The following is a 17,527-nucleotide window of genomic DNA, read 5'->3' as shown; positions in this document are numbered from 1 at the left end:
CAGGAGCTGATCATCCGTGGAACATCGTACTGTTTTGATCTCGGGCGCGAGCATCGCCGGTCCCGCCCTCGCCTTCTGGCTTGCGCGCTACGGATTCCGACCCGTCGTCGTGGAGCGTGCCGGCGCGCTCCGGCTCGGCGGGCAGAACATCGACGTCCAGGGCGCGGCGCGGGAGGTCGCGCGCCGCATGGAGATCGAAGACGACATCCGAGCCGCCACGACGGGGGAGCAGGGGCTCCGCTTCGTCGACGATCACGACGTGACCGTGGCCGAGTTCCCCGCGGCGACCTCGGAGAGGGTCGGGTTCACACAGGAGCTCGAGATCCTTCGCGGCGACCTCGCCAGGATCCTCTACGAGCGCACCCGAGACACGACGGAGTATCTCTTCGGCGACCAGATCACGGGCCTCCGAGATCACGGCGACCGGGTGACGGTCACCTTCGAGCATGGCTCGGAGCGCGACGTCGACCTCGTGATCGCCGCCGATGGCATCCGCTCGCGGACCCGTACGCTCATCGTCGGCGAGGAGCCCAGGATCCGCCCGCTCAACCTCTATGGCAGCTACTTCACGATTCCCCGCGGAGCGTCCGACAGCGCCTGGGCTCGCTGGTACCTCGCCCCCGGCAGACGATCGATCATCCTGCGTCCAGACAATGTGGGCACCACGCGGGCGTCGCTGTGGTTCCTGTCGCCCCCGCGCGGCTACGAGAGGTTGAGCTCCGCCGAGCAGAAGGCGCTCATCGCGAGCGTCTTCGCCGATGCAGGTTGGGAATCGCCGCGGGTGCTCGCCGCGCTGCGTGACGCCGAGGATGTCTATTTCGATGCCGTCAGCCAGGTCATGGCGCCGCGCTGGTCCCACGGCCGCGCCGCGCTCGTGGGCGACGCTGCGTACTGCGCGTCGCCGCTCAGCGGAATGGGCGCGAGCCTCTCCCTCGTCGGCGCTTACGTGCTCGCGGGAGAGCTGTCGCGGCACGCCGACCATCGAGACGCCTTCGCGGCCTATGAAGAGCTCATGCGGCCCTATGTCGACCGGGCCCAGAAGCTCCCGCCGGGTGTCCCCTGGATCGTGTACCCGAGGTCGAGGCTCGGCGTTTCACTCCTCCACAGGGTCCTCCGGCTTGCGTCCAGTCCCCTGTTGCGGCGCGGCGCGGGGTGGATCGGCTCCTCGGCGGACGACGCGATCGAGCTCCCCGATTACTCGAAACCCGGCCCCTCCGCGCGGGCGCGAGCGCGGTGATCGGATCTCCGGCGGCCGCTCATTCGCGCGCTCGTCGAGGTCCACGCGCCTGGGCCGGCCGCGCACGGCGGCGTGGTCGTGCGGCGCGCCGCGCGCGCGGACGCCTCATGCTCATCAAGTCGTTCGCCTGAGCGCCGTCTTCGGGGGTAATCTCCCCTCAGACCACAGCGATCGCGACGAGCGGACCGCATGCCGAAGCTTCACGAGATCCGAGCGGACTACGACGCGGAGACCATCGTCATGTACCAGGCCTACGCGCCGGCCATCGCCGAGCCTGCGCTCGCTGCCCAGCGCTTCGTCGCCCCGTTCTCGTTCGGCCGCATGACATGGATCAAGCCGTCGTTCCTCTGGCTCATGCACCGCAGCAACTGGGGGCGCAAGGCCGGGCAGGAGCGGATCCTCGCCGTCCGCATCCGGCGGACAGGCTGGGAGCAAGCCCTCTCCCTCGCCGTCCTCACGTCGCCCGAAGCGAGGGTGTTCCGCTCGCCGGACGAGTGGAGCAAGGCGTTCGCCGAAGCCAGGGTCCACATTCAATGGGACACCGAGCGCAACCTCCGAGGCGGCCCGCTGCCTTGCTACAGCATCCAGGTCGGCATCGGCCGCGATCTCATCCGCGAGTACGCGGAGAGCTGGGTCGTCGCCATCGAGGATCGAACTCCCCTGGTCCGGAAGATGTACCAGCAGATTCAGGCCGGCCACGCGGACAGCGCGGCCAAATCGCTGCCTCGCGAGAGGCCCTACGCCGTCGATGAGAGGATCGCCAGGCGGCTGCTCATCGACCCATGACGAGGCACGCCGCCTCCGGACACCGAGGAGCATGCTCGCATTTCTTCATACTTCCCCCGTCCACGTCGAGACGTTCAGCCGCCTCGTCCGGGACGCAGACGACTCGATTTTGGTCCGGCATGAGGTCCAGGAGAGCCTCCTCGCGGATGCGCTGGCGGCCGGTGCGATCACCGACGGCATCCGCTCGGCCACCGCCGCCGTCGTTCGGGCGCTCGCGAACGAGGGCGCGAGGGTCATCGTGTGCACCTGCTCGACGCTCGGCGGCGTCGCGGAGGCTGTCCCCGTGTCGGACTGTCTCGTGATGCGGATCGATCGCCCGATGGCAGAGCAAGCCGTCGCGAGCGGCCGCCGGATCCTCGTCGTGGCCGCGCTCCGGAGCACCTTTCAGCCCACCGGCGCGTTGCTGGGTCAGATAGCCTCCGACGCGGGGCGCTCGATCGATGTCGTCGACGTCCTGTGCGAGCGAGCGTGGCGCCTCTTCGAGCGGGGTGACCATCCTGGTTATGCCGGCGAGATCGCCGGGACGATCGAGGCGACGGCGCTCCCGGGCGATCTCGTGCTTCTGGCCCAGGCGTCGATGGCCCCCGCGGCCGAGCTGGTCCGTCACCTCGGGATCCCCGTTCTGAGCAGCTCGAGATCGGGCGTGGAGGCCGCCGTGTCGCGTTATCGATCGAGAACGGAACACGATGTTTCCCAGCTCCGCGGAGAGCCGTGAGCGACATCTCCGTGAAGGTCTTCCAGGCCGTCGTCGCCGGCGCGGCGGCCGACGGCGTGGCCCCCGCGGAGCTGCTCGCCGCCGCCGGGGTCGATCCGGGGGACCTCGCCGATCCGGACATGCGCTTTCCGCGGGCGATCGAGGCCCGGCTCTGGAGCGAGGCCGCCCGGCTCGTCCGCGACGACAGCTTCGGCCTGCGCCTCGCGCAGAGGCTGCCGGTGGGCAGCCTCGGGGCGCTGGGGTTCGCGGTGCGGAGCAGCGCCACCGTCGGGGAAGCCTACGCGCGCGCGGCCCGCTACCTCCGCGTCGTGGCCATCGGCCCCTCCCTCGACATCCGGATAGAGGGCGATGTCGCCCTGCTCCGCCACGAGCCGCCCCGGAGCAGCCCCGCGCCCTCGCGCCACGCGGTCGAGTTCTTCCTTGGCAACCTCGTCGTCCTCGCGAGGCGGGGCGCGGACCCGGCGTTCATCCCGCGCGCCGCGCGGTTTCGCCACGCCGCGCCCGGGCGCGTCGACGAGCACCGCCGCCTCTTCGGCGCCGGCCTGCGCTTCGGGGAGGCCCACGATGAGCTGGTGATCGATCGCGCTCTCCTCGCGAGGCCCCAGGCGCACGCCGAGCCCCTGCTCTGCGAGGTGCTCGACCAGCACCTCGCCTCGCTGGCCGCAGCGCTGCCGGCCGAGGCGAGCTTCCTAGAGCGCGCGCGCGCCGCGATCGCGGCCGAGCTCGCCCACGGCGAGCCGGGGCTGCCGGCGATCGCGGCGCGCCTGCGCATGAGCCCGCGCAGCCTCCAGCGGCGGCTCAAGGAGGAGGGCACATCGCTCTCGTCGGTCCTCGATCGGCTGCGCGCCGATCTCGCCGTGCGCTACCTGAGCGAGTCGCGCGACGCGATCTCGGAGATCGCGTTCCTTCTCGGGTTCTCCGAGGTGAGCACGTTCCACCGCGCCTTCAAGCGCTGGACCGGTGTGACGCCGGCCGCCTACCGCCGCGGCGCGGGGCGCCGAGCGCGAGAGCTCCCCCGCGCGGCGGCGCGTCACCCGTCGAACAGCACATCGTAGACGTACGGCAGCGCGTCGTGCGCGGTGAGATCGTCGAGCGTGTACGTCTCTCCGCCGCCGTACCAGGCGCCCTCGCTCGCGGTGAGCGGGTTGAAGCTCCGGTCGTCGCCCTCGAGCGGCGGCTCGTCCGCGTGCGTCTTCTCCCACGTATACCAATAACGATCGAGCTCGCCGTGGAGCATCCAGAACACGGGATCCACCGTCAGCTCGTTGAAATACGTCACGGTGCCGCGCACGTCCGCGTTCGCCGGATCGAGCCCGCCCGCCCACAGGTGCATCCGGACGTGGGGCATGAAGTTGAAGAGGCTGTAAACATCCTTGACGGCACCGACGAGCTCGGTGTCCGGCGCCGCCTTCTGCGCCTCGACGGCTCCGATCCAGCCGATCTCGAAGAGGGCATTGGTCGTCTCCGCGCCCTGCTGCGAGCTGCTCGGGGGTCCGCCGAAAGCGTCGACGAGCGTCTGGACGGCCGCGCTGTCCGGCAGCTTCACCTCGAGCACATCCAGCGCCGCCTGCGCCTTGGGATAGTTCTCGATGCGGAGCTCGGGGGTGACGTCGAGCGCATCGTAGAAATCGGCGAACGTGCGCTCGGCGAGTATGCGCTCGACGTCTTCGGGCGCCTGCAGCGTATCGAAGACCAGGTTCTTGCCCGGCCAGCGCCCGAAGACGATGTCGTAGCGCTCGCCCACCGCCTTGCCGTACCCGGCGTGCCCCTCGGGCAGGCCGGGCGGCACGATGGCCGTCCCGCCCTTGGGCTCGAAGCCGTGGACCCAGTGCGGCAGGTCCTGATCGTGCGCCGCGTCCCAGTACGGAATGAACAGGAGATCGGCTTCGCTCGGGTCCATGCCCTCTTCCTGGTCTCGCTGGCGGAGGGCGGCGCGGAGCATCTGCTCCGCCTCGAGGAGGAAGGCCCGGTGCCACGGCAGGAGCCGGTAGCCCGACGTTTCGTCCATGACCATGATGGTCATCGGCGAGGTGGCCTGCAGGTCGGCGCCGTGGTGGCGATGCCGGTGGTGGTCGTAGTGCTCGTCGTTGAAGACGTCGAAGAAGCCGCTCGCGACGGCATACTCGTAGGCTCGCTCGAACCTGTCGATCTCTTCGCTGGTCATCGCCGAGGCGCTCTTGCGGACGATCGCCTGGGCTCCCGGGCTCGCGTCGCCGGCGTCCACCGAGGTGTCGGCGCCACAGCCGAGCGAGAGCCCGAGCCACGCCGCCGACGCCGCCGCGATCATCCCACGCACGAACGCTCGTCGATGCAACTCACGTGTCATGTCCTGCCTCCTTCGGACGGGAGCTCCGTCGTTCATGAGGCGTTTATAAAGACGCGAGCGCGCCCCCGCATTGGCCGAGCGCGACGAAAGCGTTGGCCTACCGCGCCAGCGGGCGGCCACGTCTCCGCGCGGGCGCGTCCTGCTCTCTCGAACGGGCAAATCGGATGGATAGATGGTCGCCGACGGCCAGCGCCGGACGACTCCAGTCCAGGCATTCGTCCGTGCGGTAGTCCCGCCCGCCGACCGAGAACCAGAAATGGCTGGGGACGTCGCTTCGCGTAGGTCCGGCCCAGGTGATCAAGGACATCACATGACCACGGCGCGGTACCCCCGCGACACAGACTCGCCGCGAATTCAGCTCGACGAGGACGGCGCGCTCTGCGCGCGCGCCAGGCGGACGAAGAGCGCGGCGCGCCATCGCGGTCGCGGTCCTCGAGAGAAGGTCCCGGGCGCTCCGGGAGATGGTCGCGAGTTGCCTTCGTGGATCGCGCAGCATCGGCCCGGCGAACGCGCCCAGCGCGGTACGGACCTGGCGGAGCAGCGTGGCGCGATACGACTCGGCGCTCGGCGTGCGTTTCAAGGGGGGGTCGACGGTGTCGGCGTCGAGGACCTCGATCCCGATCTCGTCCCCGACCCTGAGCGCGCGGGAAGGCCACACCAAAAACTCTTGCCGGTCGGAGGCCAACCCGCAGATGCTCACGTCGCCGTCCCTGAGCAGCGCCTCCGGAGAGCCGGCGACCCGCCTGACCATGATCGTCAGAACACCGGTCGGGCCGACGCCCGCGGTGCACACCTTCGTTCCATTGACCGAGACACGGAATGTGATCATTGCTCCCCCGCGCGCACGCTTTGTTAATTGTATATCCCAACGCGTCACGCGGTGCCATCGCCAGCTGGGGATGCCGTGAAGCGGGCGTCGCGAAGGCGATGAGGCGCTCGCGGAGAGCGCGGTGCTCTTGTCGCGCGGCTGAATCAGGAGAGAAACCGCAAGGGGCGCGAGGGGCGCAAGGGAACAGAGATGAAATCTCTTCCCCTTTTCCCCTTGCGCTCCTCGCGGTTTCTCTCCCCCATCTGCTGGTTTTTTTTCGAGATTTGACGTGATCGAAATGAGCGAACGCGTTCACATGCGCACGTGAACGCGTTCACATACGCATGTAACGCGCGTGGTTCAGCGGCACACCTGCTGGTAGTCGGGGCAGCAATCCCCGGACACCGTGCACAGGTTGTCGCAGAAGCACACCGGGCCTCCACCCGCGTCCTGAGGGCCGGCCCCGCCGCAGTAATTCCTGGTCCTGCCGGCGCAGGTGTAGAGGTTGCTGCGCGCCTCGAAGCTCGTGGCCGTGCACGTTCCTCCGCCCCAGAAGGCGTTCGTGTGCACATGGAGCCTCGCGCGACAGTCGGCCGGATTGCCAGGGTTGACCCAGCCGGCGAACTCGCAGGCTCCGTTCCCGTTCCAGCTCACGTCGACCCTGACCCGCTCATACCCAGGAGCGCACATGCCGCCGAACTCCGGGTAATGGTCCTCCTCCACGATGTTCCCGCCGTAATGCTGGCTGAAGCTCGCACGCCGCCGCGGCGCGCCGACGGCGAGCGCCTCGGCGTCGCTCCCGACGGCCCCCTCGTCCGCGGCGCCGTCGAGCTCCACGCGATCCTCATCGAGATCGCCCGTGTCCCCAGCGTCGACGGCGCACCCGAACCCGAGCAGCGAAGCCAGAACGACCGCACACGTATTACGGATCAACATAGTTTGCTCCTCACGAAGAAGAAAATTGCGATGGTCAGCGCGACAGATCGGGCGCTCTTCAGCGCCCCCGTTCATCGTGTCGTCGCGACGCAATGCCATTGAGCAACAGCCATGCCGGGTGTGAATTCGGCTGTTTTTCCGGTGCCCCGCTCGCCCCTGGGCTGCTCCGCCACACCGCCTCGTGGCTGCCATGCTCGCGGAGGCCCGACGCCGGGGCCGGCCTGGGTGCAACCGGGTGCAACGGGTGCAACGGGTGCAACACCGCCGCTCTGAAGCCGCCACGCCGAGAGAGGTCTCAGCCGGGAGGCGCGGGCCCTACTCGCGATCGTCGAAGTCGGCGATCTTCGCCATGTCCCGCCGCAGCTGGAGATCGCGCTCCACGAGGAGCTGGTCGAGCTCGTCTTCGGAGGCGTACGCCAACCTTCGATGGCGCTCCGCGACCCGGCTGTCGATCGCCCGGACCATCAGCACTGCGAGGCACGCAGCAGCGATCGACGCCGCGTCGGACGCAATGAACGCAACCCGGGACCGGATGAACTCCGCCGTGGTCAGATCCGGCATGGACGAGGCCAACCACCCGAGTCCGCGGCTCGCGACATAGAGCCCCCACCACGCGCCGAGCGCGGCATGGTGCACCGCGCCGGCCCGTGGGGCGCGCGCCACCTCGACGCGCCGGTAACCACCCCCGCCGTCCAGGAGAGGTCGCGGCGCAGGCTCGGGCACCCCCGCCGGAGCAAGGCCGTCGTGCAGATCGCGCAGCACCCTGTACGGCTGCACCAGGTTCACGAGGGGAATGAAGAATCCCAGGACCGCCTCGGACGGCGTCCAGTGAAACCCCCGCACCGGATCCAGCTCGCCCGCCAGCGCGACTGTCCTGGAGAGCCAGCGCAGGAACACAACGCTCGCAAGGAGCCCGAGCCCCAGCTCGAGCAAACCCCCGACCTCACGGAGCGTGTTGGCGAGCCGCCACGTCGGCGCCGAGACGTCCGTCGAGCCGAGCAACACGACGTGCCACGCCCCGACCAGCGCCGTGAACGCCGCCACCGCCCCCATCGCGATCAGCCCGGCAATCGCCAGACGAGCGCGCCGGCGCACGACGCGGACGTCGCGGCTCCACCCCTCCCGAGCTTCGGCCCAACCGCTCACGGTGAGCGAGGCTATCAGCGTAATGCGCCGCATCGCAACCGATGCGGCCGAGGAGCACACGTGGCAATCGTGCGCTTCGAGGCGCCCGCTCCTCCCCCGACACCGCAATCGCTGGGCGGCAATCCGTCAGCTCGCCATCGCCGGCTCCCCTCGCCGCGCGCATTCGTCCAGCCCCGCCATCGCGCGCCGGAAGCTCTGTATTGTCGCGTAGAGCCCCTGCCGGAGCGGCACCCGCGGCTCGAACCCCAGCGCCCGCCGCGCCAGATCGATCGCCGGGCGCCGCCGCATCGGATCCCCCTCCGGCAGCGGGCGGAACGCGATCCGGCTCGCGCTCCCCGTGAGCCGCACGATCTCCTGCGCCAGCTCGAGCACCGTCACCTCCACCGGATTCCCCAGGTTGACGGGCCCCACCTCCGCCGGGTGCTCCATCAGCCGCAAACATCCCTCCACCAGGTCGTCGACGTGACAGAAGCTCCGCGCCTGCGACCCGCTCCCGTACACCGTCAGCTCCTCCCCCCGGAGCGCCTGGGCGATGAAATTGCTCACCGCGCGCCCGTCGTCGATCGCCATCCGCGGCCCGTAGGTGTTGAAGATCCGCGCGATCCGCCCCGACGCACGCCCCTGACGGTGAAAGGCCATCACCAGCGCCTCCGCGCAGCGCTTGCCCTCGTCGTAACAGGCGCGCACGCCGACCGGATCCACCCGCCCGAGGTAGCTCTCCGGCTGCGGGTCGACGTCGGGATCGCCATACACATCGCTCGACGACGCCAGCAAGAGCCGCGCGCCGTGCCGCTCGGCGCACAGGAGCGCGTGCAGCGTGCCCATCACGTTCGTGAGCGTGGAGCGCACCGGATCGCCCCGCCAGCGCGCAGGGCTCGCCGGCGACGCCAGGTGGTAGACCCTGTCGACCTCGTAATCGAACGGCAGGGCCACGTCGTGCTCGACAAGCCAGAAGCGGCTGCTGCGCATCAGGTGAGCCACGTTGGCCGGCGAGCCCGTCGAGAAATCGTCGAGCGCGATGACCTCGTGGCCGTCCACGAGGAGCCGCTCGCACAGGTGCGAGCCGATGAAGCCGGCGCCCCCCATCACCAGGACGCGCATGCCGCTCCCCACCGTCCTCCCGTTCGCGTCACCCATCGGAACACCTCCGTCGTCGCAACACCGCCCCTCGAGAACCGCCGAGACCGCCCTGCGCCGCGCAGCGCCTCACGCGAGCGGGCTCCGGTAGCGGCCCGGGTCGCAGCGGCGAACGCCGGACGCAGGGCCGCTCCGCTCCACGTCGTCGTCCGCCGCCTCGCCGAGCCGGTAACACGGCAGCAAGAGCAGCTCGTCGATCAGGTCGAGGAGCGTGTCCACGCGGTGCGCGCACGTGTGGCGCGCGAGCACCGTCCGGCGCCCGTGCTCGGCGACGCCGCGCGCGAACTCCGGGTCCGAGAGGAGCGCGCGGAGGTGCTCCGTCATCTCCGCGCCCGTGCGCGCGACGAGGTAGTCCCGGCCAGGCGAGAAGAGGCGCTCGACGTCGGTCCACGGCGCGCTCACGAGCGGGATCCCGCACGCGAGCGCCTCGAACGGCCGGATCGTGGGGATGCCGGGGAGCCACGCGGCGTACGGCCGCCGCGGGACGTGCACCGTGATCCGGGCGCGCGCATAGGCGTCCGGGACGCGGTGGTTGGGGAGCCAGCCGGCGTACTCGATGCCAGCGTCCGCGAGCGCCGAGAGCGCGCGATCGGGGTAACGCACGCCGTGGACCCGCGCGCGGAGCCCGAGCGCCCTCACGGGCTCGACGAGGAACTCGTGGAGCTCCGCCGTCCGCTCGCCGTCCCCCCAGTTGCCGATCCACACGAGATCGCGCTCCTTCTCGACCCCGGGCAGCGGCCGGAACAGGCGCACGTCCGCGGCCTCGTGCCACACCACAGCGCGCCGCGCGACGCCGCGGCTCAGGTAGAGATCGCAAACGCTCTTTCCAAAGCCGAGCACGCAGTCGTACCCCGAGAGATCGCGCCGCACGATCGCGGCCGGATCGGTGATGAGCCCGTGGTGCGTGTCGTGAAAGAAAAGGCGATAACGATCCGTGCGCGCGCGGTGCTCGCCGAGCCGCCGCACGAGCTCCGGGTCGCTCCGCTCGTGGACGAGCACGACGTCGACCCCGGCGAGCGCGGCGTCGAGGTCCAGCGTGGAGAGCGCGTAACGGCGCGGGCGGAGGCGCGGATAGACGGCCGCGGCCTCGCGCAGCGCGTCCGGGCCGTACGCCGCGACGAGGCCCAGGGCGCTCCAGGCGTCCTCGGGCTCGAAGGCGAGGACGTCATGGCCGCGCGCGTCGAGCTCGGCCGCGATCCCGCGGAGGAAGTGCGCGTCCGCGTGGTCCCAGTCGGAGAGCAAGGAGTGGCAGAAGAGGGCTATTCGCATGGTGTCCCGCAGGGTGAAGGCGACGACGGAGGGCAGACCCGCCGGGGGGCCGGCGGGCGGGCGGCGAGCGCGACGGCGTAGACGTCGAGGTAGCGGCGGGCCATGGCGCGCGGGCTGAAGCGCACCGCGCGCCGGCGGGCGAGCGCGCCGAGCGCCTCGCGGCGCGCGGCGTCCCGGACGAGGTGGTCGAGCGCGGCGTGGAGCGCGCGCGCGTCGTCCGCGGGCACGTAGAGGGCCGCGTCGCGCCAGACCTCGCGCAGGCTGGGCAGATCGCCGAGCACGAGCGCGCAGCCGGAGAGGGCGGCCTCCAGCGTGGCCATGCCGAACGGCGCGTACCGCGCCGGGGAGGCGTAGATCGCGGCGCGCGACATCCACCACGCGAGCTCCGGCTCGTCCACCCACCCGAGGGAGCAGAGGCTCTCCCCGGCGCGGCGGCCGACGCCGCCCGGCGCGACGTCGCTCCCGGCCACGATCACGGGCCACGCGAGGTGGGGCGCGACCTTCTCGAGGGCCGCGAGGTTCTTGGCCTCGTCCCAGAGCCGGCCGGCCGCGAAGACGAACGGCTCCTTCGGCGCCGGCGCGAACCGCCTGCGGTCGCGCGCGTGCGGGATGACATGGCCGCGGCCCAGGCCGAGCGCGCCGTACTCGCCCGCGAGGGCGCTCAGCATCGCCGCGCTCGGCGCGACGACAGCGTCCGCGGCCCGGAGGCCCTCGGCGACCCGCGCGCGGTAGCGCTCGTAGCGGACCGGCGCCGGCCGGCGGTGCACTGCGCGCCACCACGACAGCACGCAGGCGTGCGCGACGACGACGCGAGGCGCCCGGAACGGCAGGGCCGCGTGGCAGTAGCCGTTCAGGTGGACGAGGTCCGGCCGCACCCGCTCCTCGAGGTCGAGCAGCCAGTCGCCGGCGGCCGCGACGTCGTCCCACGGGTCATCCATCCATTCGAGCCGATAGGCGCTCTCGACGAGCTCGAGGCCCGGTATCGCGGCGGCCGCCGCGCGCGCCGCAGGCGACAGCGGCCCGCCCATGATCGCGAGCACCGTGGCCACGCCGGCGCGAGAGAGCGCCAGCGCGAGCTCGATCGCGACCGTCCACACGCCGCCCTGCGTGTCGGCCGTCATCAGCACCCGGCCGGGCCGCGGCGCCGCGGCGCCCGGGGATCCGCGGTCAACGCGCGCCATGCTCGAGCTCCGTGAGCGGCAGCGGCCGGCTGTCCGGCAGATCCCCGAACGTCCGGTGCTCGGCGATATAATGGGCGTGCGCCCGCTCCCAGGCGCCGTCGTCCGGCGCCCCCCAGCGCCGGGTGTACGCGGGGGAGCCGGGGTACGGGAACGCGGGGACCGGCTCGTTGGCCCACACGCCGAGCCCGAGGAGGCGCTGCCGCCACGACGCGGTCTCGGCCGGATCGCCGGAGCCCGCGTCGCTCAGGTTGGCCTGCACGAAGGGCACGCTCCGCCGGGCGTGGACGAGCAGCGCGGTGAGCTCCTCGGTCGACGCGCTGCACCGCCTGGTGAGCGGGTCCATCCCCTCGATCGACGGGCGCTCGACGCTGGCCTCGATCGAGACGCAGCCCGCGCGGCCGAGGAGATCGAGCATCTCGCGCGACCAGCTGTCGATCCTGAGCTGGACGCCGAACACCACGTCCCGCGCCCAGAGCTCCTCGAGCAGGGCCCGGTCGGGCAGGAAGCGCTCGTCGATGAAATAGACGTGGCGCACGCCCTCGGCGAGGAGCGCGTCGAGCTCGTCGAGCACCGTCGCGAGCGGGCGCTTCCGGAGCCTGTCGCGCGCGCCGTCCCTGGCGCAGGAGGCGCAGCGGCAGGGGCTGCCGCGCGAGGTCTCCATCTCGGCGCTCGGCCCGTCGGGCACGGCGTCGAAGCGGTGGTGGTGGTGGACGTGCCGCGCGATCGTCGCGCCGTCCCACCGCAGGGCCGGCAGCGTCCTCAGGCAGGCGGCGTAGGGGCCCCCCTGCACGTGGTCGATGCCGTTCCTGCGGTAGGCGATCGACGGGATCTGCCAGAAGCGCGACTCGGTCGCGCCGGCGAGCATGACGAGGATCTCCTCGCACTCGCCGAGGACGATGACGTCCACGCCGAGCTTGCGGAGCGCCGCGCGCGGGGTCGCGGAGCCGTGAGGGCCGACGGCGACGAGGAGGCCGCCGTGGCCCCGCAGCGCGGCGACCGCCGCCATGGGCACGCGCAGCTCGGGCGGGGGGCTGCGCCACGAGAGGTAGCTCGGCGCCGTGGCGATCACCGTCATGTCGGGGCGGAGCGCCGCGACCTCGGCGCGCAGCGCGATGAGGTCGATCCCGCGCGCCTGGGCGTCGACGAGCGCGGCCTCGTGGCCCGCGCGCTCGAGCAGCGCCCTGGCGTACCCGAGCTCGATCGGCAGGTGCGGCTCGCGGCAGCCGAGGTAGACGCTGCCGTGGAAGGTCCAGGGCGGGTTGACCAGCGCGACCTTCACGAGGCGGCCTCCAGCCGGTCCATCCGGACAGACGCGGGGATGTCCGCGTAGACGGCCCCGAGGCGCGCCTCGACGCCGAGGCGCCATTGATAGAGCGCGCGCAGCCCGTCGCGCAGGGCGACCCGCGGCGCCCAGCCGGTGAGCGCCTGGAAGGCGCGGCAGTCGGAGACGTAGTACCGCGGATCGCCGGCCCTCCACGCGGCGAGCGAGACGACCGGGCGGCGCCCGTCGAGCTCCGCGAGCAGATCGAGCAGCTCGACGAGGCTCACCGCCGTGTCCGGGCCGCCCCCGATGTTGAAGGCGCGGCCCGAGGCGGGCTTGAGCGCGCGCCGCGCGCGCAGGAGGGCGTCGACGAGGTCCTCGACGAACAGCGCGTCGCGGACCTGCAGCCCGTCGCCGTAGAGGGTGATCGGGTCGCGGCGGATGGCGCGCGCGACGAAGTGGGCGATCCACCCCTGGTCCTCGTTGCCGAACTGCGGGGGTCCGTAGACGCAGCTCACCCGGAGCACCGCGGCGTGGAGGCCGAAGGTGCGGGCGTAATCGAGGACGTACTGGTCGGCGGCGCCCCGCGAGCACCCGTAGGGGCCCCGGAGATCGAGCGGCTGGCTCTCGGAGATGCCGTGCTCGCGCGCGCCCTCGCACAGGGGTCGATACCGCTCCTCGCCGCGCTCGACCGGCAGATCGGGCAGCGCGCCATAGACCTTGCTGGTGGAGGCGAAGAGGAGCGGCGGAGGGCGGTCGAGCTTCCGGAGCGCCTCGAGCACGTTCAGCGTGCCGCGCGCGTTCACCTCGAAGTCGAGCGCCGGGTCCGCGACGCTCCTCGCGATGGCGACCTGTGCGGCGAGGTGGAAGACGAACGAGGCGCGCCGCACGGCGTCGCTCACGGCCTGCTCGTCCCGGACGTCGCACACCCGGACCTCCACGCCGGCGCCGTGACGCCCCTTGAGGCGCTCGACGTTGCGCTCGACGAACCCGCGCGAGAGGTTGTCGAGGACGAGGACCGGCTCCCCCTTTCGGAGCAGCTCGTCGGCCAGGTGAGAGCCGATGAAGCCGGCTCCCCCCGTGATCAGGACATGGTCAGGCATAGGATGCTCCGTTCCGGTCTGGACGACCTGCGGGCGAGCGGGCGATGAGAGAGCGCGCCTCGCGAGCGGACGGCGCACGACGGCGCAGCGCGACAGGCAGACCGAACGCCCGCCCGCCGCGCGGGGTCCCCCCCGGCTCTGCGCCTCGCTGCGCGGGAGTCGCTGAGGAGACACCGATTAACATGCGAGCTGGAGAGCCGCAATCGATCGAAGGAGCTTTGTCTGACGATCGATATCGCGACTTCCGCGGCTCCTGGAGAGGGTACGGCGCCGCCGGATGGCAGCGGAGACTCGATGTGTCGCAAAGGGGGTTTGTGGGGAGGAGCGCCCCTCGGACAGGCGATGAGAGCGGACGGGGACGGGGGGGAGAAGGGAGGCGCGCGCTCGGCGCGGGGCGGAAACGAAGGGGGACCTCGGTGTTAGCCAGGCCCGTTCAGTCGCGCTCGCCGCCCAAAGCCCGAGCCCCGGCATTGCTCGCCAACGCGGTCGTGGTCGTGAACGCGGTCGTGGTCGTGGTCGTGGTCGTGAACGTGGTCGTGGTCGTGGTCGTGGTCGTGGTCGTCAACGGCTAGGTCGTGAACGTGAACGTCACCCGGAAGTCACGGCTCTCATTCGTTGACCAAGGTTTCGGCAGAACGTTTACGTCCACGTCGTGTCGTCGACGACCACGACCACGACCACGTCCACGTTCACGTCCACGACCACGTTCACGTCCACGACCACGTTCACGTTCACGTTCACGAACACGTTCACGTCGGCGTCGACGTTGGTGAGGGATGGTTGGGGACGGGGGTCAGGCTTCGTGCCCCGAGCGCGACCGAACGAGCTTGGCCAAGCGCGATGAGCGAAAGGTGATGAGGCGAGAGCGCGGGGTGCGCGGCTTGCAGGACGGAGGGCTGCGCGGGAGCGTGCCCTCGTGAGGCTCAGCTCGCGGTCGGCTGGCCCGTCAGGCGCAGGTAGATGTACGCCAGCCCGATCGCGACGACCGGCCCGGCCACGAGCGTGCCGAGGCAGCAGGCGAGCACGCCCGCAAGCACGAGCGCGCAGGCGAGCAGGCCATAGACGAGGAGGCCGCCCTTGTGGCCGGTCGTGATTCGCCAGCTCTCCTTCATGGCGTCGATGGCGCCCAGGTTCTTATCGACGATGCACAGCGTGGTCATGCTCAGGCCGAGCCCCAGGATGACGCCGGGGACGATCAAGAGGAGCGCGCCGACGCCGACAGCGAGGCCGGTCAAGAGCTGGGCGCCCAGGATGGACAGGAACCACCGCCCGCCGCCAAGGAGGTCGCTGAACGAGTACGGCTCGCCGCGCGCGACCTTCAGGAGGAGGTTGTTCATGCCTCCGGCGAAGTAGGCGCCGACCACGAGCGCGACGCCCTGCATCAGGAACTGGATGGCCGCCCCCGCGGAGGGCGCGTCCCTCGCGAGCGCCGCCTGGATGCCTCCGCCGATGCCGTTGGGGACGCTCGACGCGAGCCCGACGACCACGATGGCGCCGATGAGGACAGCGGGGTCGCGCTTCAGGCGCTCCCAGCCGAAGGACGCCGCATCTCCCGCTCCCCACGACGCCGAGCCGCCCATGCCCGGGGGTGAGCCGTAGCCCGCGCCGCCGCCCGGGGGCTGGTAGGGGTTGGCCCCACCCCAGCCGGCGCCGCCGCCCGGAGGCGGGCCGTAACCGCCGCCTCCCGGAGGCTGGCCCCAGCCGCCACCCCCTCCCGGGGGCGGGCCGTAGCCGCCGCCGCCCGGAGGCTGGCCCCAGCCGCCGCCGCCCGGAGGCTGCCCCGGCGGCTGACCGTAGCCGCCGCCCGGGGGCTGCCCCGGCGGCTGGCCGTAGCTGCCGCCCGGGGGCTGCCCCGGCGGCTGGCCGTAGCCGCCGCCCGGGGGCTGCCCCGGCGGCTGGCCGTAGCCGCCGCCCGGGGGCTGCCCCGGCGGCTGACCGTAGCTGCCGCCCGGAGGCTGCCCCGGCGGCTGACCGTAGCTGCCGCCCGGGGGCTGCCCCGGCGGCTGGCCGTAACCGCCGCCCGGAGGCTGCCCCGGCGGCTGGCCGTAGCCGCCGCCCGGAGGCTGGCCGTAGCTACCGCCCGGAGGCTGGCCGTAACCACCACCCGGAGGCTGCCCCGGAGGCTGGCCGTAACCACCGCCCGGAGGCTGACCGGGGCCAGCGCCCCCGGGTGGCTGTCCGTAGCCGCCGCCCGGAGGCGGACCGTAGCCACCCCCCGGCGGTTGCCCGTAACCACCACCGCCCTGACCGCCCCCTGATCCCCCGCCCCAGCCACCTTGGCTCATCTTGTCTCCACTGGGTGTGAATACCGACTACCCCCAACCAACTACCCCCCACTATACGTGGAGGGCGCCGGCACGGAACAACTAACTTCCGGCGCGCGGCGCCCGGTGCGCGCCCGCACCGCGCCGCGCGCCACGCAGGAGTGCGACGACCGAATGCCGCGCGCGCTCCGCGATTGCGGACAGCGCAGCAATCGCGGAGCGCGCAGCATTCGGCGATCAACAGCGATTGAGCGCTCGATGTCCATTGCTGGACGCGGCGGCGAAACACGCGCAGATCACCTCGGTGGCGGGCCGCTCAGGCACAGCCCGGCGATGCTGCTCGTGAACGACGTCCCATCCTCGCGCCGGACCTCGACGGAGTTGCCCGTGAGCGGCGACGAGAACACCCCCTGAACGACGCCTGCCCCCTGCTTCGCCGTCACGGAGCGGCCGACGAGGGATCCGGGCGACACGGCCTCGATCGGAGCTCCCGGCGCGATCGCCTGCTCCTCGGGCAGCTCGTCGCGCCGGAACCCGCCGAACCGCACCGCCGCGCCGCCGCCCTTTCCTGGCACGCTCTTTCCGATGCACTGCCCGAGCGGCGTGCCGACGACCGCGTACGTCACGGCGGCGTCCACCGGCAGCCGCCTCGATTCGCCCACCAGGGTGACGGTGACGCCGAGGGCGAACGAGGCAACAGGGACCGCGAGCGCGGTCGCCACGACGACCGCGGCGGCGCCGGACGTCGCCCTGCCGAACGCGGCGAGCTCGGCGCTCACGGCCTGCTCGAACGACCGCAGGATCACGACCTGGCGCGCGCGCACCCGCTCGAGGACGGCCGCGGCGACCAGGTTGTCGGCGGCGCAGAAGCCGCACCGCGCGATCGCGCCGTCGCCCGCGCCGAGCGGCGCGCCGCACACGTGGCACGCCGCCGGCTCGCCCGGGGCCGCCGGTGGGCGCGCGGCGCACGCCTCCTCGAGCCGCCGCTGCTTGCTGCGCATGACCGCGAGCACGGCCGCGCCGGTCCCGACGGTGCCGAGCCACGCCGCCACCGCCATGCCGCCGGTGATGAGGTTCCCCTCCGTGTCGGGGCTGACCCAGACCCCCAGCGCGATGAGCGCGCCGAGCAGGGTGATGGGCACCGACGCGAGCGCGAACACGACGAGCAGCCGCGCGTGCCGCTGCGACGCCGTGATCAGCCTCCGCCGCAGCGCCTCCGAGAGCTGGCGGCGGCGCACGTCGGTCTGGAAGACCGCGTGCGCCGCGGCGCGCAGGCCCTGCGCCGCCTCCGCGGGCAGCGGGCCGCGGTAGTGGCAGGCCGCGCAGGCCATGAGATCCGGGCTGGCGAGGGACACAGG

15 protein-coding genes are annotated in these 17,527 nt (G+C 72.1%); 4 read left to right on the top strand and 11 right to left on the bottom strand.

Annotated elements, in window-relative coordinates; translation table 11 throughout:
• Nucleotides 1-16 precede the first annotated feature (16 nt).
• From POL72_RS18095 to POL72_RS51220, 4 genes are all read left to right on the top strand, one after another.
• Nucleotides 17-1,237 carry an FAD-dependent monooxygenase gene (locus POL72_RS18095; RefSeq protein WP_272096659.1) on the top strand — a complete coding sequence of 407 codons (1,221 nt, stop codon included), beginning with the start codon at nt 17-19 and terminating at the stop codon, nt 1,235-1,237.
• A gap of 189 nt (nt 1,238-1,426) precedes the next feature.
• A complete protein-coding gene (locus POL72_RS18090; RefSeq protein WP_272096658.1) occupies nt 1,427-2,023 on the top strand; it encodes a DUF4291 domain-containing protein in 597 nt (198 codons plus the stop codon).
• Between the two features lie 31 nt (nt 2,024-2,054).
• Entirely contained in the window at nt 2,055-2,738 is a 684-nt protein-coding gene (locus tag POL72_RS18085) for a hypothetical protein (protein ID WP_272096657.1), read from the top strand.
• Complete coding sequence (locus POL72_RS51220; RefSeq protein ID WP_272096656.1) at nt 2,735-3,793, top strand: AraC family transcriptional regulator; 1,059 nt, start codon at nt 2,735-2,737, stop codon at nt 3,791-3,793. Before POL72_RS18085 ends, POL72_RS51220 begins: the two co-directional genes overlap by 4 nt.
• On the opposite strand, the gene POL72_RS18075 is transcribed toward POL72_RS51220, so the two are convergent.
• The 11 genes from POL72_RS18075 to POL72_RS18025 all read right to left on the bottom strand — a co-directional run bounded on the left by POL72_RS18075 (nt 3,769) and on the right by POL72_RS18025 (nt 17,524).
• Nucleotides 3,769-5,064: a tyrosinase family protein gene (locus POL72_RS18075; protein WP_272096655.1), complete on the bottom strand. Its 1,296-nt coding sequence runs from the start codon at nt 5,062-5,064 to the stop codon at nt 3,769-3,771. The two genes, POL72_RS51220 and POL72_RS18075, sit on opposite strands and share 25 nt — an antisense overlap.
• Nucleotides 5,065-5,161: 97 nt before the next feature.
• On the bottom strand, nt 5,162-5,893 hold the full coding sequence (locus tag POL72_RS18070) for a hypothetical protein (RefSeq protein WP_272096654.1): 732 nt from the start codon (nt 5,891-5,893) through the stop codon (nt 5,162-5,164).
• A gap of 339 nt (nt 5,894-6,232) precedes the next feature.
• Entirely contained in the window at nt 6,233-6,808 is a 576-nt protein-coding gene (locus POL72_RS18065) for a hypothetical protein (protein WP_272096653.1), read from the bottom strand.
• Between the two features lie 315 nt (nt 6,809-7,123).
• Nucleotides 7,124-7,954: a DUF4328 domain-containing protein gene (locus POL72_RS18060; protein ID WP_272096652.1), complete on the bottom strand. Its 831-nt coding sequence runs from the start codon at nt 7,952-7,954 to the stop codon at nt 7,124-7,126.
• Between the two features lie 126 nt (nt 7,955-8,080).
• Nucleotides 8,081-9,091 carry a UDP-glucuronic acid decarboxylase family protein gene (locus tag POL72_RS18055; protein WP_272096651.1) on the bottom strand — a complete coding sequence of 337 codons (1,011 nt, stop codon included), beginning with the start codon at nt 9,089-9,091 and terminating at the stop codon, nt 8,081-8,083.
• 69 nt (nt 9,092-9,160) lie between these two features.
• Nucleotides 9,161-10,360, bottom strand: a complete 1,200-nt coding sequence (locus POL72_RS18050; protein ID WP_272096650.1) for a CgeB family protein — start codon at nt 10,358-10,360, stop codon at nt 9,161-9,163.
• On the bottom strand, nt 10,351-11,541 hold the full coding sequence (locus POL72_RS18045; RefSeq protein ID WP_272096649.1) for a glycosyltransferase family 4 protein: 1,191 nt from the start codon (nt 11,539-11,541) through the stop codon (nt 10,351-10,353). The genes POL72_RS18050 and POL72_RS18045 overlap by 10 nt, the downstream gene beginning before the upstream one ends.
• Nucleotides 11,528-12,820 (bottom strand): TIGR04295 family B12-binding domain-containing radical SAM protein, encoded by a 1,293-nt coding sequence (locus POL72_RS18040; protein WP_272096648.1) that lies wholly within the window; start codon nt 12,818-12,820, stop codon nt 11,528-11,530. The genes POL72_RS18045 and POL72_RS18040 overlap by 14 nt, the downstream gene beginning before the upstream one ends.
• The gene (locus POL72_RS18035; protein WP_272096647.1) at nt 12,817-13,905 is read right to left on the bottom strand and encodes an SDR family NAD(P)-dependent oxidoreductase; all 1,089 of its coding nucleotides are present in this window, start codon (nt 13,903-13,905) and stop codon (nt 12,817-12,819) included. Before POL72_RS18035 ends, POL72_RS18040 begins: the two co-directional genes overlap by 4 nt.
• Before the next feature lie 923 nt (nt 13,906-14,828).
• A complete protein-coding gene (locus tag POL72_RS18030) occupies nt 14,829-16,190 on the bottom strand; it encodes a YciC family protein (RefSeq protein WP_272096646.1) in 1,362 nt (453 codons plus the stop codon).
• Nucleotides 16,191-16,465: 275 nt separating this feature from the next.
• Complete coding sequence (locus POL72_RS18025; protein WP_272096645.1) at nt 16,466-17,524, bottom strand: hypothetical protein; 1,059 nt, start codon at nt 17,522-17,524, stop codon at nt 16,466-16,468.
• Nucleotides 17,525-17,527 lie beyond the last annotated feature (3 nt).

It is taken from the genome of Sorangium aterium, assembly GCF_028368935.1.
Classification (GTDB): domain Bacteria; phylum Myxococcota_A; class Polyangia; order Polyangiales; family Polyangiaceae; genus Sorangium; species Sorangium atrum.
The sequence above is the reverse complement of the archived record's forward strand: the minus strand, read 5'-3'. Positions and strand labels throughout refer to the sequence as shown.

Excerpts from the sequence above, each read along its gene's own strand:
- POL72_RS18090 (WP_272096658.1), top strand. The coding sequence starts at position 1,427 with ATGCCGAAGCTTCACGAGATCCGAGCGGACTACGACGCGGAGACCATC.
- POL72_RS18085 (WP_272096657.1), top strand. The coding sequence starts at position 2,055 with ATGCTCGCATTTCTTCATACTTCCCCCGTCCACGTCGAGACGTTCAGC.
- POL72_RS18075 (WP_272096655.1), bottom strand. The coding sequence starts at position 5,064 with ATGACACGTGAGTTGCATCGACGAGCGTTCGTGCGTGGGATGATCGCG.
- POL72_RS18070 (WP_272096654.1), bottom strand. The coding sequence starts at position 5,893 with ATGATCACATTCCGTGTCTCGGTCAATGGAACGAAGGTGTGCACCGCG.
- POL72_RS18065 (WP_272096653.1), bottom strand. The coding sequence starts at position 6,808 with ATGTTGATCCGTAATACGTGTGCGGTCGTTCTGGCTTCGCTGCTCGGG.
- POL72_RS18055 (WP_272096651.1), bottom strand. The coding sequence starts at position 9,091 with ATGGGTGACGCGAACGGGAGGACGGTGGGGAGCGGCATGCGCGTCCTG.
- POL72_RS18050 (WP_272096650.1), bottom strand. The coding sequence starts at position 10,360 with ATGCGAATAGCCCTCTTCTGCCACTCCTTGCTCTCCGACTGGGACCAC.
- POL72_RS18045 (WP_272096649.1), bottom strand. The coding sequence starts at position 11,541 with ATGGCGCGCGTTGACCGCGGATCCCCGGGCGCCGCGGCGCCGCGGCCC.
- POL72_RS18035 (WP_272096647.1), bottom strand. The coding sequence starts at position 13,905 with ATGCCTGACCATGTCCTGATCACGGGGGGAGCCGGCTTCATCGGCTCT.
- POL72_RS18030 (WP_272096646.1), bottom strand. The coding sequence starts at position 16,190 with ATGAGCCAAGGTGGCTGGGGCGGGGGATCAGGGGGCGGTCAGGGCGGT.